The organism is Rhodoferax sp. GW822-FHT02D07 (assembly GCF_058802405.1).
This window is the reverse complement of the sequence record NZ_JBXAOD010000002.1, coordinates 295,499-318,216: the sequence shown is the minus strand read 5'-3', so window position 1 is coordinate 318,216 and position 22,718 is coordinate 295,499. Positions and strand designations below refer to the sequence as shown.

Here is a 22,718-nt window from a genome sequence, read left to right as displayed (position 1 = left end):
CACCTCCACACCCAAGAGAGCCTCCATGCAGATCGAAACCCCACCCGTCGACTACGAGCGCGTTGTTCCCACGGCCGAGCGCCGCGGCCTGATTCTGGTCCACACCGGCCACGGCAAGGGCAAGAGCACGGCCGCCTTCGGCCTGGCGCTGCGCGCCCATGGTCGCGGCAAGGCCGTCAAGGTCTACCAGTTCATGAAAGTACCCAGCGCGCGGTTTGGTGAGCACCGGCTGTTTGAGCAGTTGGGCATTCCCATCGAAGGCCTGGGCGACGGCTTCAGCTGGAAGAGCAAGGACCTGGACCATTCCGCGCAGCTGGCGCTGGACGGCTGGGCCAAGGCCGAGGCCACCATCCGCGCGGGCGAGCATTTCATGGTGGTGCTGGACGAGATCATGTACCCGTTGCGCTACGGCTGGATTCCGCTGGAAACCATTCTCACCTGCCTGCGCGAGCGTCCGCCGCATGTGCATGTGGTGCTGACAGGCCGCAACGCGCCGGGCGAGTTGGTGGACCTGGCGGACACGGTGACCGAGATGACCCTGGTCAAACACCACTTCAAGGCCGGCATCCCGGCTCAACGCGGCATCGAAGATTAAATGTTGCGCTTACCTCCCCTCGTCGTTGGATGGGTTTTGTGGCTGCTTGCCAGTGTGGCGGGCGCCCAGGCGCCGCAGCCTGTGTCCCGCATCGTCACGCTCGCCCCCTCGCTGACCGAGGCCGTGTGCGCGCTGGGCCGCTGCGCACAGCTGGTGGGCACGGACCGCCACTCCAGCTGGCCCGCTTCCGCGCAGGCGCTGCCCAAGGTGGGTGGACTGGAAGACGCGCAGATCGAACGCATCGTCACGCTGCGGCCCAACCTGGTGTTGCTGGGCCCGCGCAGCCGGGCAGGGGAGCGCCTGCAGGCCCTGGGCGTGCCGGTGATGACGCTGGACGCACGCACCCACGCCGACCTGAAACGCATGCTTGTGAAGCTGGGCGACACCCTGGGTGAACCGACCCGTGCCACCGAGCTGATCGCACGCTTGGACGCCGAGCTGGAAGCCGCCGCGGCCCGCATGCCCGCCGCCTTGCGCGGGCGTACCGTGTATGTGGAGGTGGGAACCAACTCCGCTGCCAGCGACAAGAGCTTTATCGGCGAGACCGTGGCCAAGCTCGGCCTGGTGAACGTGGTGGGGGGCGAGCTGGGCCTGTTCCCGCGCATCAACCCCGAGCTGCTGCTGCGCCGCCCGCCGGACCTCATCATCGGCCCGCGTGCCACGCTGGCCAATTTGGCCGACCGCCCGGGCTGGACCAGCCTGCCCGCCGTGCGCCAGCAGCAGCTGTGCCTGCTAGACACCGAACGCATGGACCTGCTGTCCCGCCCCGGCCCGCGCCTGGGCGAGGCCGCGCAAATGCTGGTGGACTGCCTCAAGGCCTTGCCTCCACGTTAAGCACCCCGTTAATTTTCTGTACCGAAAGACGCTTATGCAAACCCGAAAAATCCCTGCCACCATCGTCACCGGCTTTCTGGGCAGCGGCAAGACCACGCTGCTGCGTGAACTGCTGGCCAACGCCCAGGGCCGCCGCATCGCCGTCATCGTCAACGAGTTTGGCGAGCTGGGCATCGACGGCGAACTGCTGCGCGGCTGTGGCATTGGCTGCGACGAGAACGGTGAAGAAAACGGCCAGCTGTTTGAGCTGGCCAACGGCTGCCTGTGCTGCACCGTGCAGGAAGAGTTTGCCCCGGTGATGGAGCAGTTGGCCGCGCGCCGTGATCAGATCGACCACCTGGTCATCGAGACCTCGGGCCTGGCTTTGCCCAAGCCGTTGGTGCAGGCCTTCCAGTGGCCCGCGCTGCGCAACACCTTTACCGTGGACTCCGTCATCACCGTGGTGGACGCGCCTGCCGTGGCCGCCGGTGACTTTGCCGACGACCCCGTGGCCGTGGACGCCCAGCGCCGTGCTGATGAGAACCTGGACCACGACTCCCCCCTGCACGAGCTGTTTGAAGACCAGCTCGCCACCGCCGACCTGGTGGTGGTGCACAAGACCGATGCGGTGACGCCAGAGCAACTGGTGGCCGTGGAAGCCGCCATTCGCGCCGAGACCCAGCCCGGTGTGAAGCTGGTGCATGGCCAGCATGGACGCATCGCCATTGACCTGCTGCTGGGCCTGGAGCGCGCGGTGGAAGACCAGATCGACCAGCGCAAGACCCACCACGACGAGGAAGAGGACCACGACCACGACGCCTTTGACTCGGTGCAAGTCACGGTGGATGTATCCAGCCGCGAAGCGCTGCTGGCCGCGCTGCGTGACCTGGTGACCAGTCACGAGATTTACCGCGCCAAGGGCTTTGTGGCGCTGCCCGGTGCGGCCATGCGCCTGGTGGTGCAGGGCGTGGGGACTCGCTTTGACAGCTACTTCGATCGCGCCTGGGCCGCAGACGAGGCCCGCCAATCACACTTGGTGCTGATCGGTTCCGAACTGGATGGCGCCGTGTTGCAGGCCGAACTGAACGCGGCGCTGGCCGCACCCGTGGCCGCTTAAACAGAAAGACGCGCACCATGCATCTGCTTTCCACCCGCCCCGGAGGCCACGTTGAAGACGGTGGCCAGGGCGTGGTGCGCGTGGAGCAGACGCGGGGGGGCATCGTGATCCTCAGCGCGGCGGACACCACGCTGGCCCTGTTGTCGGATGCCGCGCGCCAATTGCCAGCGGATTTTCCGACGGTGCGCCTGGCCAACTTGATGTGGCTGCGCCAGCCGGCTTCGGCCGATATGTACATCGACGAGGTGCTGCAGCACGCGCGCGTCATCGTCATCGACCACCTGGGCGCGGCCAGCGACTGGGCTTATCTGGTGGAGCAAGTGCGCGAACTGGCGCAGCAGCGTGGCCAGTGGCTGGCGCTGTTTTCGGGTGACTTTGGCGAAGACCTGCAGCTGCTGTTGCGCAGCACCGCCGCGCATGAGGACTGCCGCCACCTCTGGCGCTGCCTGCGCGAGGGTGGGGCGGACAATGCGCGCAGCTTCTTTGCGCTGATTGGCCATGCCGCATTTGGCCTGGGTACGCGGCCTGCGCCTCCGCAGCCGCTGCCTTCCGCGCTGCTGGTGCCGCCGCAGGGTGTGGCGGCTGATCTGCCCTGGCACGCGGACGCGGCAGTGGCCGTGCTGGTGTACTACCGCGCGCACTGGCAGGCCGGCAACACGGCTGTATTCGAAGCCCTGCAGGCTGCCTTGTCGGCCCAGGGGCTGAACCCGGTGGCCGTGGCGGTGGATTCACTCAAGAACCCTGCCAGCCTGGCGCTGCTGCAATCTTTGGCGCAGGAGCACCGCGTGGGTGTGGTACTCAACGCCACCAGCTTTGCGCTGAGCGCTCTGGACGTGGATGACAGCGACCGCGTGCTGGGCACGCAGGTGCAGGCTCTGGCGGGTGATGCGCCCGTGCTGCAGCTCATCACCGCCGGCTGCGCGCAGGAGCAGTGGCAGGCTGATCCGCATGGCCTGGCCCCGCGCGATCTGGCCATGCAGGTGGTGCTGCCCGAGGTGGACGGCCGCGTCGGCACACGCGCCATCAGCTTCAAAGGCCTAGCCTGGCGTTGTGAACGCACCGAGGTGGATGTGGTGCGCTACCAGGCCGAGCCCGAGCGCATCGCCTTTGTGGCCGAGCTGGCGCGCCGCTGGTGCGCGTTGCGTGACACCCCCAATGCCGACAAGCGCGTGGCGCTGATTCTGGCCAACTACCCCAATGACGACGCGCGCCTGGCCAACGGCGTGGGCCTGGACACCCCGGCCTCCACCGTAGCGCTGTTGCGCGCCATGCAGGAGGCAGGCTACGCCACGGGCGATTTGCCCGAGGGCGGCGACGCATTGATTGCCGCGCTGGTGGCGGGCGTGACCAACAACTTGGACGCGAATGACATGCGCCCCGCGGGCCAGAGCCTGGCGATGCTGGACTATCTGCAGGACTTCAACCGCCTGGACGCCGCCAGCCGCGATGCGGTGAATGCGCTGTGGGGGCAGCCGGAGCAGGACCCCATGGTGCGCAGCGGCCGTTTCATGATTTCCGGCCAGCGCTATGGGCAGGTGTTTGTCGGCATCCAGCCCGCGCGCGGACGTGATCTGGATTTGGTGGCGACGTACCACGATGCCGATCTGGTGCCCACACACAACTATCTGGCGTTTTACTTCTGGCTGCGCCGTCAGTTTGTGGTGGACGCGGTGGTGCATGTGGGGAAACACGGCAACCTGGAATGGCTGCCAGGCAAGAGTGTGGCCCTGGGCGCCAACTGCTGGCCCGATGCCATCCTGGGCCCGCTGCCGCATCTGTACCCCTTCATCGTCAACGACCCCGGCGAGGGCAGCCAGGCCAAGCGCCGCACGCAGGCCGTCATCATCGACCACCTGATGCCCGCCCTGACGCGCGCGGAGACCTACGGACCGCTGCAAAAGCTGGAGCGGCAGATGGACGAGTACTACGAGGCCCTGTCGCTGGACCCGCGCCGTGCCCAGCGCCTGCGCGGCGACATTCTGGACCGCGTGCTGACCGAGAACCTGCACACCGACCTGGGCTTTGCCAAACCCGCCGACGACGCAGGCCGCGAGGCACTGCTGCAGCGCCTGGACGCCTATCTGTGCGAGATCAAGGAATCGCAGATCCGCGATGGCCTGCATATTCTGGGCACATCGCCCCAGGGGCGCCAGCAGGTTGACACACTGGTGGCACTGGCGCGTTTTCCCGGCGGCACGGCGGCCGGGCAGCGCAGCCTGCTGGTGGCGCTGTCGCAGGATCTGAGTTTGGAAGGCGCGGACGGTTTCAACGCCTTGAGCCCCGAGTGGTCTACGCCCTGGAATGGTCCACGCCCCGCCGTGTTGCAGGCACAGCGTGATGACGCCTGGCGCCACGCAGGCCATACGCGCGAGCGGCTGGAGCTGCTGGCGCGGCAGCTGGTGATGGATGTTGTTCTGGCGGATGTGGCGGTGGATGACGCCACCTGGCCGCATGCGGCGCCCGTGTTGCAGCGCATGCGCGACGTGCTGCGCCCGCGCCTGGATGCCTGTGGCCCGCAGGAAATCGCCCAATGCCTGCGCGGGCTGTCAGGCCGCCTGGTGCCACCCGGCCCCAGCGGTGCGCCGTCCCGTGGTCGTCCCGATGTGCTGCCCACGGGGCGCAATTTCTACTCGGTGGACACGCGCGCCGTGCCCACGCAGACCGCCTATGCCATGGGCGCGGCGGCGGCGGACCGCGTGATCGAGCGTCACCTGCAGGACCATGGCTGCATGCCGGGCCAGGTGGGCCTGTCGGTCTGGGGCACCAGCACCATGCGCACGGGCGGCGAGGACATTGCCCAAGCCTTTGCACTGCTGGGCGTTCGGCCCAAGTGGGCTGATGGCAGCAGCCGGGTAACAGATATCGAGGTGCTGCCCATGAGTCTCAAGAGCCGCCCGCGCGTGGATGTGACGTTGCGCGTGTCGGGCTTCTTCCGCGATGCTTTTCCCAATGTGATCGACCTGTTCGATACCGCGGTGCGCGCCGTGGCCGCGATCCCCGAAGAGGATGAACCGGATGAAGTGAACCCCATTCGCGCCCGCGTGCGCCGCGAGGCGGCCGATGCGCAGGCCAAGGGCCTGAGCGCGGAGGCGGCAGAACGGCAGGCCAGCTGGCGGGTATTTGGCCCGCGGCCCGGCGGTTATGGCGCCGGCCTGCAGGAACTCATGGCCAGCGGCCGCTGGAACGATGGCGCCGATCTGGCCCAGGCCTATCTGCGCGCCGGGGCCTTTGCCTACGGGCAGGGCGAGCACGGTGCGGCGGCGCGCGGCAGCTTTGAGCAGCGCATTGCCGGGCTGGACGCGGTGCTGCACAACCAGGACAACCGCGAGCACGATGTGCTGGACTCGGACGACTACTACCAGTTTCACGGCGGCATGGCGGTGGCCGTGGAAGCCCTGACCGGCAGCCCCGCGGCGCTCTACCATGGCGACTTGAGCGTGCCCGGTGCGCCGCGCATCCGCACGCTGGGCGAAGAGGTGGCGCGCGTCGTGCGCTCACGCGCGGTCAACCCCAAGTGGCTGGAGGGCGTGCGCCGCCATGGCTACAAGGGCGCGTTCGAGATGGCGGCCACGGTGGACTACCTGTTTGCGTTTGACGCGACCACCGGCGTGGTGGGCGACCACCAGTACGCGCTGGTGGCCGATGCCTATCTGCACGACGACACCAACCGCGCGTTCCTGGAACAGCACAACCCCGGTGCGCTGCGCAGCATTGGCGAGCGCCTGCTGGAGGCCATGCAGCGCGGCCTGTGGGCCGAGCCGGGCGACCAGCGCGAACGCATCGAAGACCATCTGCTGGCGCTGGAGCGCCGCGTTGAAGAATACGGAGAAGGACCTCTGGCATGAGTACATCGACAAAGACCCCGGCCTTTCCATTCACCGCCCTGGTGGGCCAGCCGCAACTGCAACGCGCGCTGCAACTCGCCGCCATTGACCCCGGCATTGGGGGCGTACTCATCAGCGGCCCGCGCGGCACGGCCAAGTCCACGGCGGCGCGCGCGCTGGCGGCGCTGTTGCCCGGCGCCCCGTTTGTGACGCTGCCTCTGGCCGCCAGCCTGGAGCAGCTGGTGGGCACCTTGAATGTGGAAGACGTGTTGCGCGATGGCAAGGTCGTTCTCTCGCCCGGCCTGGTGGCACGGGCTCACGATGGTGTGCTCTATGTGGATGAGGTGAACCTGTTGCCCGATGCGCTGGTGGATGCCTTGTTGGACGTTGCCGCCAGTGGCGTCAATACAGTCGAACGCGACGGTATTTCCCAGCAACACGCCGCGCGCTTCGTACTGGTGGGCACCATGAACCCGGAGGAGGGCGAACTGCGCCCGCAGTTGCTGGACCGCTTTGGCCTGTCGGTGGCGCTGGCCAACCCCACCGACGCTGCGCAGCGCACGGCGATCCTGCGCGCCCGCCTGGGCTTTGATGAAAACCCCGCTGCGCTGGCGAAGCAGCATGCACAAGAACAAGCGGCCCTGAGCGCCGCGCTGGTGAGCGCGCGCCAAGTCCTGCCGCGTTTGACCTGGTCCGACGAGGTGCTGCACCACGCTGCGGCCTGCGCCATCGCCGCCGGGGTGGATGGCATGCGAGCCGATCTGGTGATGCTGCGTGCGGCGCGTGCGCTGGCAGCGCTGGAGGGGCGCGGCGACGTGACCACGGCCGATGTGGACGCCGTGGCTGAACTGGCGCTGGCGCATCGACGCCCCGAGGGCAGTGCGGCGCAGCAACCCAGCGGCACCAGCGCATCGCAGACGCCACCACAGAACCCGCAACGTCCGCACGACCCGCAAGCCGCCGCTCCCACCCCCCAGGGAGACTGGGGCGCATTGCCCGCCCAGCCCGAGGGCACGACTAAGGTGCAGAAAATCGCCGGGTGGCCGCCAAAAAAAGTCTAGGCCACCCCAGCCGCCGCCCGCACAACGGGCCTGGCAGCTGGCGGTGGCCTCCGCCCCAGAATCTTTCTGCAAGCCGCATCGGGCCTGGTGCGCGCCAGCACGGCTCGGCCATTGCCTGGCTGCCCACGCTGGTCGCCAAAGGCCCGGTGCCCTTGCAGCGCGCGCACCTGCGCCACCAGCCCATCGCCTTGCGCACGGGTCGACTGCATTGCATCGTGCTCGACACCTCGGGCTCCATGCGCCAGCGCGGCCGTCTGGCCCTGGCCAAGGGCCATGCGGCGCTGATGATCGAGCAGGCCGCGCGCCAGGGCGATGATGTGGCGCTGCTGCGCTTTGGCGGGCAGGGCGTGGAGCTGCTGCTGCCCCCTGGCCGCGCGCGCGCCTCTGGCAGCCAGCGCCTGCGCCCGGTGGGCGGTGGTGGTGGCACGCCACTGGCCGAGGCACTGGCGCAGGCGGAGCAGTTGTTGCAGCGCGCTGCGCGCACCAGCGGTCCGCAGGAGAGCTGGCTGTGGCTGCTGACCGATGGGCGTACCCTGGAGCAGCCCCGGGCGCCGCGCACGCCGCAACATGTGGTGATCGTGGATTTTGATGATCCACGCAAGAATCTGGGCCGGTGTGCCGATTGGGCGATGCGCTGGGGCGCAGAGCACCACCGGGCGCAGGCATGAGTTGTTTTTTAGTCGAACCGTTTTTTCAACCCGTAACCCCAAGGAGAACCCGATGACCGATCCGACGACGCTGACCCACAGCCCCTCTCAGGGCGCCCATCTGACCCTGGCCCTGGTGGGCCCGCTGCTGGCTGCGGCCGCACTGGGCCTGGTGGTCCTGTACGGCGTGGCTTTTGCCGAAAGCCCGCTGGCCCATAACGCCGCGCACGATGTGCGCCACGTGACCGTCAAGCCCTGCCACTGAGCACCCGCTACCCAAGGAGACAGCCATGATTTTTCAACGATTGATCTGGGCCGGTTTGGCCGTGGCCCTGCTGGTAGGCAGCGTGCAGACCGGTGTGCAGCAGTTGCAGGCCGTGCCCATCATCCTGGCCGCCGAAGTGTTCGAGAACCAGAAGGTGGAAGCGCCTGAGCCTGTGGCCCTGGCCGCGGCCCACGAGCATGGTGACGCCGCAGCGGCCCATAGCCACGACGCCGCTGAAGAATGGGCTCCCGCCGATGGCGCAGAACGCATCTTCTGGACCTGGGTGGCCAATGTGCTGCACGCCTTCAGCATGGCGCTGCTGGTGTTTGCCGTGATGGGCCTGAGCCTGGCGCGCAACAGCAATCTGCGCTCCATGGCGCTGGCGGGCTGGGTCGCCGCTGCGGGCTGGCTGGCCTTCCATTTCTGGCCTTCGCTGGGGCTGCATGCAGAGATCCCCGGCATGGACGCTGCCCGTCTGGGCTCGCGCCAGGGCTGGTGGGTGCTGGCCGCTGGCAGCGCTGCGCTGGCCTGTGTGTCGCTGTCCCTGCTGCGCAGCCACTGGCGCTGGGTAGCCGCTGCTGCGTGGCTGGCATTGCCCTTTGTGGTGGGCGCTCCGCACATCACGGCCGACCCCCTGGCAGGCTTCAGCGGTGAAGCCCAGGCCAGCCTGCGCGTGCTGGGCCAGCAGTTCATCTGGGCCACCACCTGGGTGTCGCTGTCCTTCTGGCTGTGCATGGCACTGGCAAGCGGCTTCGCCTTCCAGCGCTGGGTACGCCCGGCACTGCTGACCGTGCTGCAGCGTCTGCAGTCTCCCGCCGTGGGCTCGGTGCAGGCACCCCAGTGAGCGACCGTTTGACGATGGATACCACGCTCGACAAGCCGCAGACCCTGCATTTCCACGCACCCCACAAAACGCCCGCGCACCTCAAGGTGCAGCGCCCCGATGCGGGGCAGCGGGTGTGGAGCGTGGAGGAAGTGCAGGCCCTGTTTGAACTGCCTTTCAACGACCTGTTGTTCCAGGCCCAGACGGTGCACCGCCAGCACTTCGACCCCAACCTCGTGGAGCTGGCCACGCTGCTGTCCGTCAAGACCGGGGGCTGCCCGGAGGACTGTGGCTACTGCCCGCAAAGCGTGCACTTCGATACCGGCGTGGAGGCCGGCAAGCTGATGGGCGTGGACGCAGTACGCGAGGCGGCCGAGCGTGCCAAGGCCGCGGGTGCCACGCGCTTCTGCATGGGTGCCGCCTGGCGCGCGCCCAAGGACCGCGATGTGGAGGCCGTGGCCGAGCTGGTCAAGGCCGTCAAGGCCACGGGTCTGGAAGCCTGTGCCACGCTGGGCATGTTGAATGACGGCCACGCGGAAACCCTGCGCGATGCCGGCCTGGACTACTACAACCACAACCTGGACAGCGCGCCCGACTTCTATGGCGACATCATCACCACGCGGGATTACCAGGACCGCCTGGACACCCTGGCGCGCGTGCGCAACGCAGGCGTCAGCGTCTGCTGCGGCGGCATCGTGGGCCTGGGTGAGTCGCGTCTGCAGCGTGCGGGGCTGATTGCGGAGCTGGCGAACTTGTCGCCGTACCCGGAGTCGGTGCCCATCAACCACTTGGTGAAGGTGGAGGGCACGCCGCTGGCTGACCAGCCCAACTTGGACCCGCTGGAGTTTGTGCGCACCATCGCGGTGGCGCGCATCACCATGCCCCGTGCCCGCGTGCGCCTGTCGGCCGGGCGGAAAAGCATGGGCGACGCGGTGCAGGCCCTGTGCTTTGTGGCCGGTGCCAACTCCATCTTCTACGGTGACAAGCTGCTCACCACTGGCAACCCCGATGTGGATGCCGACGTCGCGCTGCTGCAGCGCCTGGGTCTGCGCACCGGCAAGCCCGAGCCTGCGCCCTGAAGAGCTGCCCACCGAGCATGGAAGCGCTGGCCTTGGCATTGCTCGTCGCACTGGCGGTAGACCGCTGGTGGGGCGAGCCGCGCCTGCGCCTGCACCCTGTGGTGTGGATGGGTAACTACCTGGGCGCCGTGGGTGCCTGGGTGCAAGGCCATGCACTGCAGCAGCCTGAAGCCCGGGATTTCAAGGCTTTTTGGCTTGCAGCCCTCGTCTGGTGTGCGGGAGCAGCTATGGTTTCAGGAGCGGCATGGGCGCTGCAAGCTGCCTTGCTCACGCTGCCCTGGTGGGCCGCCGGCCTGGGCCTGGGCCTCGCGCTCAAGCCCTTGCTGGCCTGGGCCATGCTCAGGCGCGAAGTGCTGGCGGTGGAGTCCGCATTGGGTGAATCGCTGGACGCGGGCCGCGAGCGCCTGCGCTGGCTGGTAAGCCGGGACGTGGCGCAACTGAGCGACACGCAGGTGCGCGAAAGCGCGATTGAAACGCTGGCCGAGAACCTCAACGACTCGGTCGTCGCGCCAATCTTCTGGTTTGTGCTGCTGGGCCTGCCCGGTGCGGCGCTGTACCGCTTTGCCAACACGGCCGACGCCATGTGGGGCTACCCCGGCGTTTACAAGGGCCGCAACTGGGCCTGGGCTGGCAAATGGGCGGCCCGGGTGGATGATGGCTTGAGCTGGGTGCCGGCGCGCATTACCGCTGCCATGCTCTTGCTGGCGGCCGGCTGGCGGGGATGGGGCCTGGCGCGACAACTGCCCACGCAGGCGCGCCAGACGCCGTCGCCCAACAGCGGCTGGCCCATGGCCGCCATGGCGCTGAATCTGGATGTGGCGCTGCGCAAGCCCGGCGTCTATGTGCTCAACCCCACCGGCCGCGCGGCGGCGGTGGCCGACACAGCCGGTGCGCTGGTCTATGCATCCAAAGCACTGCTAGCCCTTGTTCTGATTGCGCAAGCAGCTATGGTTTTGATAGTAATGGGAGGCAAGTCATGGACATGACGCCTCCGCCTTTGCCGCGCGTTCATGGCGGCCCCGACGCCCAAGGTGCGCCGCAATACGACTTTTCCACCAACAGCAATTCCTGCGGCCCGTGCCCCCATGCCCTGGCGGCCGTGCAGGCGGCGGACCCCACGCGCTACCCCGACCCGGCCTACACCCGCCTGCGCGCCGATCTGGCGCACCGGCATGGTGTGGATGTCTGGCGCGTGGTGCTGGCCGGCAGCGCCAGCGAATTCATCTTCCGCATCACGGCCTGGGTGCGCCGCGCGGGCGGAGGCACGGTGCACCTGCCAGCCCATGCCTATGGCGACTATGCGGCGGCGGCCAATGCATGGGGCTTGCGCCGCGTGGATGGTGCGGACGTGGCCGATCTGGTCTGGGCCTGCGAGCCCGCCAGCCCTACCGGTCAGGCCCATGCCGGCTGGCCCGAAGCACTGGCGCGCAGCCCGCTGGTGCTGGATTGCGCCTATGAACCCCTGCGCCTGGACGGATTGCCCACCCTGCAGGGCGCGCAGCGCGATGCCGTGTGGCAACTGTTCTCGCCCAACAAGGCCTTGGGGCTGACGGGCGTGCGCGCGGCCTACGCCATCGCGCCCTTGCACAGCGCGGATACCGCAGCCGCGCTGGACGCCATGGCCCCCTCCTGGGTGCTGGGTGCGCACGGCGCGGCCATGCTGGAGGCCTGGGCCCAATCGCAAACCGCGAGCTGGCTGGCCCAAAGCCTGGGCACCTTGCGCAACTGGAAAGCGCGGCAATGCGATGCGCTGCAAGCGCTGGGCTGGCAGTGCATGCCGGGGGACGCGAACTATCTATGCGCCCGCCCGCCCGAGGGTGTGGATGCGGTTGCACTGTGCGAGCGCCTGCGCGCGCAGGGCATCAAGCTGCGTGACGCCACCTCGTTTGGCTTGCCGGGCTGGGTACGGCTGGGGGCGCTGGCCCCGGCAGCGCAAGAGGCGCTGGTCCAGGCCCTGGAAACTGCTGCATGACCGCCAAATGCATCATGGTGCTGGGCACCACCAGCGGCGCTGGCAAGAGCTGGCTCACCACGGCGCTGTGCCGCTACTACGCGCGCCAGGGGCTCAAGGTGGCACCTTTCAAGGCGCAGAACATGAGCAATAACGCGCGGGTGGTTGCGTCGGACAATGGCCAGGGCGAGATTGGTTCAGCCCAGTACTTCCAAGCCTTGGCTGCCAATGCCGTACCCGATGTGCGCATGAACCCGCTGCTGCTCAAGCCCGAGCGCGACACGCACAGCCAGGTGGTACTCATGGGGCAGGTGAGCCCCGAGCTGAGCGCCATGCCATGGCGCGGCCGAAGCCTCAAGGTCTGGCCGCAGATTGCCGCGGCGCTGGACGCGCTGCGGGCCGAGAACGATGTGGTGGTGATCGAGGGCGCGGGTTCGCCCGCCGAGATCAACTTGGCGGCCAGTGATGTGGTGAACATGCGCGTGGCCCAGCATGGCGACGCAGTCTGTCTGCTGGTCACCGACATTGACCGGGGCGGTGCGTTCGCCCACCTGTATGGCACCTGGGCGCTGTTGCCGGAAGAGCAGCGGCCGTTCATCAAGGGCTTTGTGCTGAACAAGTTTCGCGGTGACACCACACTGCTGGCCCCTGCGCCTCAGATGCTCCAGGACCTGACGGGTGTGCCCACGGTGGCCACGCTGCCCATGTGGTGGCAGCACGGCTTGCCGGAAGAAGACGGTGTGTTTGACGACCGTAGTGTGGCCAAGGGCTCGGTAAATCTGACGGTGGCGGTGGTGGCCTATCCGCGCATCAGCAACCTGGACGAGTTCCAGCCGCTCAAGAATATTCCGGGGCTGCGGTTGCAATGGGTGCGCAGCCCGTCAGAACTGGCTGGGCTCACGCCTTCGGATTGGATCATCCTGCCCGGCTCCAAGCACACCAGTGGCGATCTGGCCTGGCTGCGGTCGCAAGGGCTGGATGCCGCCATTGCGCGCCATGCGGAGCAGGGTGGGGCGGTGCTGGGCATTTGCGGTGGCTTGCAGATGCTGGGGGAGGCGCTGATTGATCCGCATGGGATTGATGGCAATGCGCCTGGGCTGGGCTTGTTGCCGGCGGTGACGGTGTTTGCGGAGGACAAGACGGTGCGGCATACGTCTGCGGCATTCTTTCCTTCGCTTTCGCCTGCGCGAGGCGGCGAAACCGGGGACCTCATGGTGCCAAATGCGCACAAATCGGCCCCCGGCTTCGCCGCCTCGCGCTTGGACCAGGGCGTGCGATCGGCGAACTCGACGCCATCGCCTTGGTATTCCCTTGCGGGTGTATCTGTCTCTGGCTATGAAATCCACCACGGCCAGACCGCCCCTCATGCCGCCATGGCTGCCGCTGGCAATGTGGCTAAGGCTGTATTGCCCAACGATCTAGGCTGGATCAACGCCCGGGGCAATGTGCTGGGCTTGTACCTGCACGGCATGTTTGAAGACCCAGCCGTGCTGCAGGCCCTGTTCGGCGCCCAGATCGGCGGCGCCGTGCCTACGTTGGAGACGGTGTTTGACGGCTTGGCGGACTATGTGGAAAGGCACTTTGCAACAGGTTATCTGATGCAGTTGATAAGTAAAAAATAGGGAGAAAAAAAATTGAAGAATCGTCCGAACAAATGGTTGGCCGCTGTGCTGGGTTTTTTTGTATCAGCGCTTGGCCTGTTGTATGTAGCTCGTTGGCGTTGGGCTGTGGTTGTTACCGTCGCTGTGCTGGCAATGGCCTTGTTGGACGTCCTGTATCTCTCGGGGTTACCGGAAATTGCTACCTGTTTTAACTTGGCAGTAGCCGTTACGGTTAGTCGCTTTGCGTACGTGCAGGCGCGTGACTTTGATCCTGAGCGTCCCCGGCCGGGCTACAGCCGCTGGCCTGGGCTGTTGCTTTGCGGTTTTGTCATAGTTGCCTCCATCGTGGCGTTTCGCGCTTTTTTATACGAACCATTCAGGGGGCCATCTGGTTCCATGCAGCCCGGGATCTCCGCTGGTGCACGCCTGATAGTGCAAAAGTGGGGTTACGGTAATTACGGAACCTATGGGATGCACATCGTTCGCGCTGCGCTCACGCAGCCTGTGGAGCGTGGCGATCTCATGGTGTTTGAATTACCTCCGCTGCAAAAAACGCAATATATAAAGCGCGTTGTCGCTCTACCCGGAGACACGCTGCTGATTCGTGATGGACGGCTCACGATCAATGGGCAAATCGTGCCGCTTACTCCGAAGGCGGACTACATGGAAGAGTCCTCCATGCGCTATATCAAACGCTTTCAGGAGCGTCTGGGATCACATAGCTATGACATCTTGCTAGATGAAAAATTAGCCCCTATCTCCGCGCCGGAAGAGAAATTCGCGCACATGGAGAACTGCCGCTACGAAGTCCATGAAATCATCTGCAAAGTGCCCGAAGGGCATTACTACTTCATGGGTGATTACCGCAGCAATAGTTTCGATAGTCGCTATTGGGGCTTTGTGCCGCAGGCCAATTTGCTGGGCAAGGTGGTTTACGTTTCCCCGCAATTCTTTTGATTGCAATTCTTAGGACATCAGCATGATTCTCTCCCTCCCTATCCTCGCCGATATCTCCGACGCCAACCTCACCGAAGCCCTGCAGGCGACGATCAACAACAAGACCAAGCCGCTCGGTTCTCTCGGCCGCCTGGAAGACGTGGCCTTAAAGATTGGTCAGATTCTGGGCAGTACTGCACCGGTACTGGAACAGCCGCAGATGGTGGTGTTTGCGGGGGACCATGGGCTAACGGCGCGTGGCATCTCGGCCTTTCCCAGTGACGTGACGTGGCAGATGGTGGAGAACTTTCTGGCGGGCGGTGCGGCGGTGAGCGTGTTGGCCAAGCAGAACGGCATTGCGCTGACGGTGGTGGATTGCGGCGTGAAGCGCGACTTTCTGGCGGGTTTGCCCGCCGGCAGCACGCGGCCCGGCCTGCAAGTGCGCAAGGCTGCGGGTGCGGAGTTGGGCACGGCGGATTCGTCAGTGCAACCAGCCATGACAACGGCTCAGTGCGACGAAGCGCTGCAGCACGGTGTCGATCTGGTGAAGGCCCTGCCGGGCAATGCCTTGCTGCTGGGCGAGATGGGCATTGGCAATACCTCGGCCGCGTCGCTGCTGCTGTCGCGTCTGGCCGGGCTGGACATCACCGTCTGTACCGGCGCCGGCACCGGGTTGGACGCTCCCGCCGTGCAGCGCAAGACCGAAGTGCTGCGCGAGGTGCTGGCGCGCCATGCGGACGCCACCGCGCCGCTGGATGCGCTGGCGGCTCTGGGCGGTTTTGAGATTGCCACCATGGTGGGCGCAGTGCTGCAAGCCGCTCATGAGCGGCGCGTGATCGTGGTGGACGGTTTCATCGCCACCAGCGCGGTGCTGGTGGCCCACGCGCTGCAGCCGCTGGTGTTGCAGCGCTGTGTGTTCGCGCACCGCTCGGGCGAGCGCGGGCATGAGTTCATGCTGCAGCACTTGGGCGTGCAGGGTCTGCTGGACCTGGGCCTGCGCCTGGGCGAAGGCTCGGGCGCCGCACTGGCCTGGCCGTTGCTGCAGTCGGCCTGCACCGTTCTGCGCGACATGGCCAGCTTTGCCTCGGCCGGGGTGTCCGAAAAAAGCGCCGACCCCGTGACCGCGCACTAAGCCCGCCATGGCCCGTTTTCTCCGCCACTACCTGCTGTCGCTGCAGTTCTTCACCCGCGTGCCGGTGACCGGCCGGCTGGCGGAGTGGGTGGGCTTCAGCCCCGCCATGCTGCGTGCCAGTGCCGCGCACCTGCCGGGCGTGGGTTGGCTGGTGGGCGGCGTGGTGGCTTTGGTCACTTGGGTGTTGCTCGCGTTGCTGCCCGCCAGCCCGTTTGCGCCGCTGGTGGCCGCCGTGCTGGGCACGGTGGTCAGCGTGCTGATGACGGGCGCCTTCCACGAAGATGGCCTGGCCGATGTGGCCGATGGCCTGGGCGGCACGCAGAGCCGGGAACGTGCGCTGGAGATCATGAAGGATTCGCGCGTCGGTGCCTTTGGCGCCATTGCCGTGGTGCTGGCGCTGCTGGCAAAGGTGAGCCTGCTGGCGCTGCTGGGGGCGCTACACGGTGCTGTGTTGTGCGTGGCGCTGTTCACAGGCCATGTGGTGTCGCGCTTTTGGCCGCTGCTGACCATCCGCCTATTGCCGCATGTGGGCGATGTGGCGGGGTCCAAATCCAAACCGCTGGCGGACCAGATCAGCCTGGGTAGCCTGTGGGTGGCCGGTTTTTGGTCTTTTGGTGCTCTAGCCCTCGTGCTGATTGCGCAAGCAGCTATGGTTTTTGTAGTGCCGGTATCAGCTGTTCAAGCTCTCATGCCGTGGCTCGCCGCCGGGGTTGTGGCCAGCGGGCTGGCCTGGTGGGGCATGTTGCGCTGGTTTGCGCGACGCTTGCAGGGCTTCACGGGCGACTGTCTGGGCGCCACGCAGCAGGTTTGCGAGCTGGCTTTCTACTTGGGCCTAGCGCTGGCCTGGGGTGCGGCGTCGCGCGGCGGGTTGGCATGACGCTGTGGGTGGTGCGCCATGCGCAGCCGCGGGTGGCGCCCGGTGTTTGCTATGGCGCGCTGGACTTGCCAGCCGAGCCTGAGGCGACGCAGGCTGCGGCAAACGCACTGGCCCAGGTGCTGCCGCAAGGGGCACTTGTGCATACCTCGGTGCTACAAAGATGTGAGCTGCTCGCGCAATATCTGCGAGGGCTACGGCCTGATTTGACCTTCAAGCCCGAGCAGCGGCTGGTGGAGATGCACTTTGGCCTGCACGAGGGCGCGGCCTGGGCGGACATTGGCAAGGCGGCCTTGGACGCCTGGACAGCAGACTTCTGGAACCACCGCTTTGGCGGGCAGGAGTCTCTGGCGGAGTTCATGGGTCGCGTGGGCGAGGTGTGGGACGCCTGCCAGCCTGCACGGGCAGTGGGCCAGGCGCAGGTCTGGATTACCCATGCGGGCGTGGCCCGGGCGGTGACGCTGCTGGCGCAGGGCATACGTCGGGTGGACTGTGCCGAGCAGTGGCCGGCGCAGGCCCCGGCTTATGGGCAATGGATGCGCGTGCTGCCCTGAGGTCTGTCGCGTTTAGCTTCACGCAAACTCGATGCGGTTGCGTCCGTTGCCCTTGGCGCGGTACAGGGCTTCGTCCGCCCGGGCCAGCAGGGCTTGAACGGAATGGTCTTCCTCGCGTAGTGTGGCAATGCCCATGCTCACCGTGTAGCGCACATCGTTGCCGGCTTTGGCCGAAGACTCGCGGATGCGCTCAGCCACCACCCAGGCTTCGTCGGCCGTGGTTTCGGGCAGCAGCAGTACAAACTCCTCGCCACCCAGGCGGCCCATCTGGTCCTGGCTGCGCAAATGGGCGTTGACCCGCTCCACAAAATCCACCAGCGCCTTGTCGCCAGCTTGGTGGCCATAGGTGTCGTTGATGCGCTTGAAGTGGTCCAAATCCATGACCACCATGGACAGCTCGCGCTGGTGCCGGCGGTGGCGGTCCAGCTCCAGCTGGGCTGCCGCGTTCCAGGCCCGGCGCATGAGCGCTCCGGTGAGTGAGTCCCGCGTGGCCAGGCGCTCAAACTCTTCGCGGACCCGCTCGCTGGCCAGCAGCACAAAGCCGATCAGCGTGAGCAAGGTGCTTCCCGTGAGGGCGGCGTTGCAGATGATGTTGAAGCTGGTGGGGGCGAACACGCTGCCGCCGGTGTAGCCCACCATGGCTCCGGCCGCGTGGACCAGCCAGGTGCAGGCGCCCGCCATGAGCGCCAGCACCAGAAAGCGGCCCGCAAACTCGAAGCGGCTGTGCAGCACCAGGCGGTGGCTATGCAGCAGGGCAATGGCAATCATGCTGCAGTTAATGACCAGCACGCGGATCGCATAGTCTGGCCACACCAGCAGCAGGGTGGCCACGGCCAGGCTGGACAGGCCCAGCAGTGGCACACACAGCCGCATGCTGGAGGGCAGGCCCAGGAATTTCTCGGTGCCCGCGACCCACATCAGGCTGCCGGACATGAGCAGCACATTGCCCAGCAAGATGGAGAAACCCATGGGCAGCAGGTCGCGCGTGGCGATGAGCACGATGCCCAGAAACATGACCAGCGCCCCATTGGCCCACCACCCCAGGCCGCGCACGCTGACCGGGTAGTTGCGCCGCAGCGAGAACAGCACGATCGCCATGAGCGGGCCCATCAGGGCTGTCATGACCAGAATCGTGCGAGCGTCCAGCTTCAGAAAGGCCCCCAACAGATCTCCTTCAGCTCAGCAGCGTGGAGACGTCACTGAAGGTATCCGGGTCGGGCAGGGGGCTGTGCAGTGTGTCGGGTACCAGTGCCAGGTACTGCTGCAAGCCGGCGGGCAGCTGCAGCATGCCCTGTTGAACCTGGGTGTGGCTGCCGGCCTGGTCAGCCAGCCAGCCGGCCAGATGGACGACAGCGGACAGCTTGGACTGTGCGATGGCAGACTGGGTATCGCCGCAATGCGCCAGCGCCTGGACCACGTCATCGGGAAAGTCCCAGCGGCGGGCTACTTCGGCGGTGACGCGGCCTTCGTCGAATCCGGCCAGTGTACGTTCCCGTTGCCAGCGTTCGCCGGGCGCACTGGGCTGCTGTTGCAGCGCCTCCAGCAGGCTGGGACGGTGTTGCACAAGCAGCAGTTCGCCCAGCCGCATCATCATGGCCGTCAGCCAGGCCTGTTGTTCATCAATATGGATTTCGCAGGCCAAGAACTTGGCATAGCCCGCGCACACCATGCTGTAACGCCAGAACTCCAGCCGGTTCATGCCTGCAGGCAGGGTGAACACCTGGGCCATGCAGATGCCCAGCGCGCGGGCGCGGATCTGGGACATGCCAACCACGCTGACCGCGCTGTCCAGCGTGGTGACGGAGCGGGAGAGCCCAAACAGCGCACTGTTGGCCATGCGCAGCAGGGTGGCGGTGAGGGCGGGGTCTTTGGCGATGACGTCGCGAACGGTGACGACGTCGGCATCCTCGTCGTTGAGGGTGCGGATCAGGGCATGGGCCACCTCCGGCATGACAGGCAGCTTGACCGCTTGGATAAAGGCGCTGATGTCCGTCATGGGAAGGGCGTGTTTCAGGAGGTGGGGGCCGGAGTCTTGAGTGTAAAGCCACAGACCTTGGCCACGCTACATTGCCAGCAAAGTGGTTTGCGTGCCTGACAGATGTAACGGCCGTGCAAGATCAGCCAGTGGTGCGCGTCCACGAGGTAGGGCTTGGGGATACGCTTGAGCAGCTTGAGCTCCACCTCCAGTGGTGTCTTCCCCGGGGCCAGGCCCGTGCGGTTGCCCAGGCGGAACAAATGCGTGTCCACCGCCATGGTGGGCTCGCCAAAAGCCACGTTGAGCACCACATTGGCAGTCTTGCGCCCCACGCCGGGCAGGGCTTCCAGCGCCTCCCGGGTGCGCGGTACCCGGCCGCCATGCAGCTCGGTCAGCATCCGGCAGGTCTGCAGCAGGTGTTTGGCCTTGCTGCGGTACAGGCCTATGGTCTTGATGTGTTGCTCCAGCCCCTCCTGGCCCAGGGCCAGAATCTTCTGCGGGGTGTTTGCCACGGCAAACAGGCGGCGCGTGGCCTTGTTGACGCCCACGTCGGTGGCCTGGGCCGAGAGCAGCACGGCCGTCAGCAACTCGAACACGGAACTGTATTCCAGCTCCGTCTGCGGATGCGGATTGGCCGCCTGCAGCGTGGCGAAAAAGGTTTCTACGGCGGCCGGAGTCACTAGGCGGTTACATCCAGGAAGGTGCTGGGGTCCGGAAACTTGGTGCGCAGCCAGTCCTTGTCCAGCGTCAGGGCGGAAATCACGTCGGCGGGCAGGTCTTCGACCGCATCGGGGCCGGCGTGGTCGGTTTCGGCCAGCAGGCCGGCCAGATGGATCACCGCGCCCAGGCGCGAGAAGGCCTGTTCGGTAATGGGGTCAGCTGAGCGCTGCAGGGCCTGCACCATCTGCATGGGGAAGTTCCAGCGGCGTGCCAGTTCGGCGGTGATCTGGCCTTCGGTAAAGCCCACCAGGCTTTGTTCGCGCTGCCAGCGCACGCCGGGCAGGTGGGGCAGCCGTTCAATCTCATGCAGCGTGGCCGGGTCGGCCTGGGCAATGAGGAGTTCGCCCAGGCGCAGCATCATGCCGGTGAGCCAGGCGAGCTGGGTGTCGATGCCCAGGCGATTGGCCAGCCACTGGGCGTAGCCCGCGCAGGCCATACTGGAGCGCCAGAACTCCTGGCGGTCCAGGTCAGGCAGGTTGGGGAAGGATTCGCTGAGACAGGCCCCGAGCGCCAGGGTGCGCACCTTGGCCATGCCGACCATGGTGATGGCGTCGTCCAGCGTGCCCACGCCACGCGGCAAACCGAACTGCGCGCTATTGGCCAGGCGCAGCAGCTTGGCAGAGAGTGCGGGGTCTTTGGCGATCAGATCGCGGATCTGGGCGACCGAGGCATCGTCATCGTTGAGGGTCTGGATCAGCGCATGCGCGACCTCGGACATGGATGGCAATTTGACGCTTGCGAAGAAAGACTCAAGGTTGACCATGGATTCCCCTCAAAAAAGATTGCGACACCAATCGGTGACAATTTACCCCAAGCGCAGCCTTGTTTTACCCGGTTTGAGCCCGGGCCTGCGACAAATTTTTCAAGTCCTTTGCCAGCCGAAAGAAAGTTTCATGCAATTTGCCGACCGCCTCAACAACGTCGAGACTTCCGCCATCCGCGAGCTGTTCAAGCTGCTGGGCAAGCCCGGCATCATCAGCTTTGCCGGGGGCTTTCCTGACCCCGCCATGTTCGACGTCGAAGGCATCCGTGAATCCACGGATGCAGTGCTCAAGGCCACGCCCGGCCCGGTGTTGCAATACGGTGCCACCGAGGGCTATCAGCCCCTGCGTGAAGGCATCAGCACCCACATGGCCGGCAAGGGTGCCACGGTAGCCCCCGATGGCCTGATCGTCACCACGGGCAGCCAGCAGGCGCTGGACCTGATCGGCAAGACCATGATCTCGCCCGGCGACAAGGTCATCATGGAAGCGCCCACCTTCCTGGCCACCATCCAGTGCTTCCGCCTGTATGGCGCGCAGGTCATCGGCGCGCCGATTGACGCCAACGGTGTGGATGTGGACAAGCTCGAAGCGCTGATCGAAGAGCACAAACCCAAGCTGGTCTACCTGATCCCCTCGTTTGGCAACCCCAGTGGCGCCATGCTGAGCCTGGAGCGCCGCAAACGCATTCTGGAGATCGCCGTCCGCACCCAGACCCTGGTGGTCGAGGATGACCCCTACGGCGAACTGTTCTTCGACCAGGCTCCGCCGCCCAGCCTGCTGGCGCTGAGCGACAGCGTGTCCGGCAGCCGTGCGTGGTTGGCGCACTGCGGCTCCTTCAGCAAGGTGCTGAGCCCGGGTTTACGCGTGGGCTGGCTCATTGCCCCGGCCGAGCTGCTGGCCAAAGCCACCATGTGCAAGCAGTTCAGCGACGCCCATACCAGCAACCTGACGCAGGCCACCGCCGCCCATTACCTCACGCTGAACCGCCTGCCCACGGCCCTGGCCACAGTGCGTGCCACCTATGCCGAGCGTGCCCGTGTGATGGCTGAAAGCCTGCAGCGCGAGCTGGGCGATGCGATTGCGTTTGACCGGCCCCAGGGCGGCATGTTCTTCTGGGCACGTCTGACCGGCGCGAATGGCAAGGAAAAGAATGCGGGCGAGTTCGCCAAGCGCGCCATCGACAAGCTGGTGGCTTTTGTGCCTGGCGCGCCGTTCTATGCGCACGACCCGGACCTGAGCTCGCTGCGCCTGAGCTTTGCCACGGCCGACGTGGCCAAAATCGAAGAGGGTATTGGCCGCCTGGGCCAGGCACTCTGAGCGGCGCGTCTACACCCTGCTGAGTTTGCTCGCCGGCACCATGCCCGGCGTGCCCTGCAGGTGCACCACCAGCTCACCTTGCCGCAGGATCACGGTCTTGACGATGTCTTGGCGCCCTTGGTAGATCACTGCATCTCCAGATCGGAGGCGGGGCAGGGCAGGCACGCTTAGACGTGCCCTTGCCGTGGAGCGCAGTAGGCTGGCCACATGGGGGTGGTGCGAAGACAAAACTTCCAATGCCCGTCCCACCGCAGTCTTGATGTCTGCGGCGGTGAATGGCTTTCCCAGCACGAACAGGGCTCCGGCCGATTCCGCCTTCGCTTGCAAGTTGGCATCGAGAAGCTCGGCCATGTATCCCAGCCTGCATTGTGGGTTGTGGCGCAACACGGCCTCGTGCAGCGCCAGGCCCGACAGGGATTCCTTGGGAAAGTGGTCGCTCAGCAGCAGGTGGGGCGGGTGATCGGCGGCGACTTCCAGCGCGGCCTGGGGCGTACTGGCAGTTTTGATGCTGCCGGCCTCAAACCCATGGCCTTCCAGAAGTTTTCGCAGAAAAGTTTGCAGGGCGGGGCTGCTATCGGCCACCAGAAAACGGATCGCGGACATGACGTCGACATGCGGTTGAAAGGACTGACAAACCCCTGACGCGGCACCATCAGGGAGCACCTAGCAT

The 22,718-nt window shown here is 66.2% G+C and carries 22 protein-coding genes; 17 read left to right on the top strand and 5 right to left on the bottom strand.

The features are described from left to right. The first annotated feature begins 25 nt into the window (after nt 1-25). Genes cobO through AC1RNN_RS06065 form a run of 16 tightly spaced genes read left to right on the top strand, consistent with a single transcriptional unit; the run spans nt 26 to nt 17,272 of the window. Entirely contained in the window at nt 26-595 is a 570-nt protein-coding gene (gene cobO / locus AC1RNN_RS06140; RefSeq protein ID WP_493088232.1) for a cob(I)yrinic acid a,c-diamide adenosyltransferase, read from the top strand. Beyond that, nucleotides 596-1,429, top strand: a complete 834-nt coding sequence (locus tag AC1RNN_RS06135) for an ABC transporter substrate-binding protein (protein WP_493087742.1) — start codon at nt 596-598, stop codon at nt 1,427-1,429. Nucleotides 1,430-1,463: 34 nt separating this feature from the next. Beyond that, nucleotides 1,464-2,525: a cobalamin biosynthesis protein CobW gene (gene cobW / locus AC1RNN_RS06130; protein ID WP_493087743.1), complete on the top strand. Its 1,062-nt coding sequence runs from the start codon at nt 1,464-1,466 to the stop codon at nt 2,523-2,525. 17 nt (nt 2,526-2,542) lie between these two features. Then, complete coding sequence (gene cobN, locus AC1RNN_RS06125; RefSeq protein ID WP_493087744.1) at nt 2,543-6,370, top strand: cobaltochelatase subunit CobN; 3,828 nt, start codon at nt 2,543-2,545, stop codon at nt 6,368-6,370. Beyond that, nucleotides 6,367-7,410, top strand: coding sequence for a magnesium chelatase ATPase subunit I (locus tag AC1RNN_RS06120; RefSeq protein WP_493087745.1), 1,044 nt, complete (start codon nt 6,367-6,369; stop codon nt 7,408-7,410). The genes cobN and AC1RNN_RS06120 overlap by 4 nt, the downstream gene beginning before the upstream one ends. Continuing rightward, nucleotides 7,389-8,078: a vWA domain-containing protein gene (locus tag AC1RNN_RS06115; RefSeq protein ID WP_493087746.1), complete on the top strand. Its 690-nt coding sequence runs from the start codon at nt 7,389-7,391 to the stop codon at nt 8,076-8,078. The genes AC1RNN_RS06120 and AC1RNN_RS06115 overlap by 22 nt, the downstream gene beginning before the upstream one ends. Nucleotides 8,079-8,130: 52 nt before the next feature. Continuing rightward, nucleotides 8,131-8,322, top strand: coding sequence for a CbtB domain-containing protein (locus AC1RNN_RS06110; RefSeq protein ID WP_493087747.1), 192 nt, complete (start codon nt 8,131-8,133; stop codon nt 8,320-8,322). A 25-nt stretch (nt 8,323-8,347) separates the two neighbouring features. Continuing rightward, nucleotides 8,348-9,166 (top strand): CbtA family protein, encoded by an 819-nt coding sequence (locus AC1RNN_RS06105; protein WP_493087749.1) that lies wholly within the window; start codon nt 8,348-8,350, stop codon nt 9,164-9,166. Between the two features lie 14 nt (nt 9,167-9,180). Beyond that, nucleotides 9,181-10,224, top strand: coding sequence for a biotin synthase BioB (bioB, locus tag AC1RNN_RS06100; protein WP_493087750.1), 1,044 nt, complete (start codon nt 9,181-9,183; stop codon nt 10,222-10,224). A 17-nt stretch (nt 10,225-10,241) separates the two neighbouring features. Then, the gene (cbiB, locus tag AC1RNN_RS06095; RefSeq protein ID WP_493087751.1) at nt 10,242-11,210 is read left to right on the top strand and encodes an adenosylcobinamide-phosphate synthase CbiB; all 969 of its coding nucleotides are present in this window, start codon (nt 10,242-10,244) and stop codon (nt 11,208-11,210) included. Beyond that, nucleotides 11,201-12,196 carry an aminotransferase class I/II-fold pyridoxal phosphate-dependent enzyme gene (locus AC1RNN_RS06090; protein ID WP_493087753.1) on the top strand — a complete coding sequence of 332 codons (996 nt, stop codon included), beginning with the start codon at nt 11,201-11,203 and terminating at the stop codon, nt 12,194-12,196. Before cbiB ends, AC1RNN_RS06090 begins: the two co-directional genes overlap by 10 nt. Beyond that, complete coding sequence (locus tag AC1RNN_RS06085; RefSeq protein ID WP_493087754.1) at nt 12,193-13,797, top strand: cobyric acid synthase; 1,605 nt, start codon at nt 12,193-12,195, stop codon at nt 13,795-13,797. The genes AC1RNN_RS06090 and AC1RNN_RS06085 overlap by 4 nt, the downstream gene beginning before the upstream one ends. Nucleotides 13,798-13,809: 12 nt before the next feature. Next, nucleotides 13,810-14,733: a signal peptidase I gene (lepB, locus tag AC1RNN_RS06080; protein WP_493087755.1), complete on the top strand. Its 924-nt coding sequence runs from the start codon at nt 13,810-13,812 to the stop codon at nt 14,731-14,733. Between the two features lie 22 nt (nt 14,734-14,755). Then, the gene (gene cobT / locus AC1RNN_RS06075; RefSeq protein WP_493087756.1) at nt 14,756-15,844 is read left to right on the top strand and encodes a nicotinate-nucleotide--dimethylbenzimidazole phosphoribosyltransferase; all 1,089 of its coding nucleotides are present in this window, start codon (nt 14,756-14,758) and stop codon (nt 15,842-15,844) included. 7 nt (nt 15,845-15,851) lie between these two features. Further along, a complete protein-coding gene (locus AC1RNN_RS06070; protein ID WP_493087758.1) occupies nt 15,852-16,721 on the top strand; it encodes an adenosylcobinamide-GDP ribazoletransferase in 870 nt (289 codons plus the stop codon). Further along, nucleotides 16,718-17,272 carry a histidine phosphatase family protein gene (locus tag AC1RNN_RS06065; RefSeq protein ID WP_493087759.1) on the top strand — a complete coding sequence of 185 codons (555 nt, stop codon included), beginning with the start codon at nt 16,718-16,720 and terminating at the stop codon, nt 17,270-17,272. Before AC1RNN_RS06070 ends, AC1RNN_RS06065 begins: the two co-directional genes overlap by 4 nt. 18 nt (nt 17,273-17,290) lie before the next feature. On the opposite strand, the gene AC1RNN_RS06060 is transcribed toward AC1RNN_RS06065, so the two are convergent. From AC1RNN_RS06060 to AC1RNN_RS06045, 4 genes are read right to left on the bottom strand one after another with little or no spacing between them, the layout of a single operon-like run. Further along, on the bottom strand, nt 17,291-18,436 hold the full coding sequence (locus tag AC1RNN_RS06060; protein ID WP_493087761.1) for a GGDEF domain-containing protein: 1,146 nt from the start codon (nt 18,434-18,436) through the stop codon (nt 17,291-17,293). Nucleotides 18,437-18,446: 10 nt separating this feature from the next. After that, the gene (locus tag AC1RNN_RS06055) at nt 18,447-19,268 is read right to left on the bottom strand and encodes an HDOD domain-containing protein (protein ID WP_493087762.1); all 822 of its coding nucleotides are present in this window, start codon (nt 19,266-19,268) and stop codon (nt 18,447-18,449) included. A gap of 14 nt (nt 19,269-19,282) precedes the next feature. Further along, complete coding sequence (nth, locus tag AC1RNN_RS06050; RefSeq protein ID WP_493087763.1) at nt 19,283-19,927, bottom strand: endonuclease III; 645 nt, start codon at nt 19,925-19,927, stop codon at nt 19,283-19,285. Next, nucleotides 19,927-20,730, bottom strand: coding sequence for an HDOD domain-containing protein (locus AC1RNN_RS06045; protein WP_493087764.1), 804 nt, complete (start codon nt 20,728-20,730; stop codon nt 19,927-19,929). Before AC1RNN_RS06045 ends, nth begins: the two co-directional genes overlap by 1 nt. A gap of 130 nt (nt 20,731-20,860) precedes the next feature. On the opposite strand from AC1RNN_RS06045, the gene AC1RNN_RS06040 reads away from it, so the two are divergent. Continuing rightward, nucleotides 20,861-22,048, top strand: coding sequence for an aminotransferase-like domain-containing protein (locus tag AC1RNN_RS06040; protein WP_493087765.1), 1,188 nt, complete (start codon nt 20,861-20,863; stop codon nt 22,046-22,048). A 9-nt stretch (nt 22,049-22,057) separates the two neighbouring features. Here the strand turns inward: AC1RNN_RS06040 and AC1RNN_RS06035 are convergent, their stop codons facing one another. Beyond that, nucleotides 22,058-22,651, bottom strand: coding sequence for a response regulator (locus tag AC1RNN_RS06035; protein ID WP_493087766.1), 594 nt, complete (start codon nt 22,649-22,651; stop codon nt 22,058-22,060). Nucleotides 22,652-22,718 lie beyond the last annotated feature (67 nt).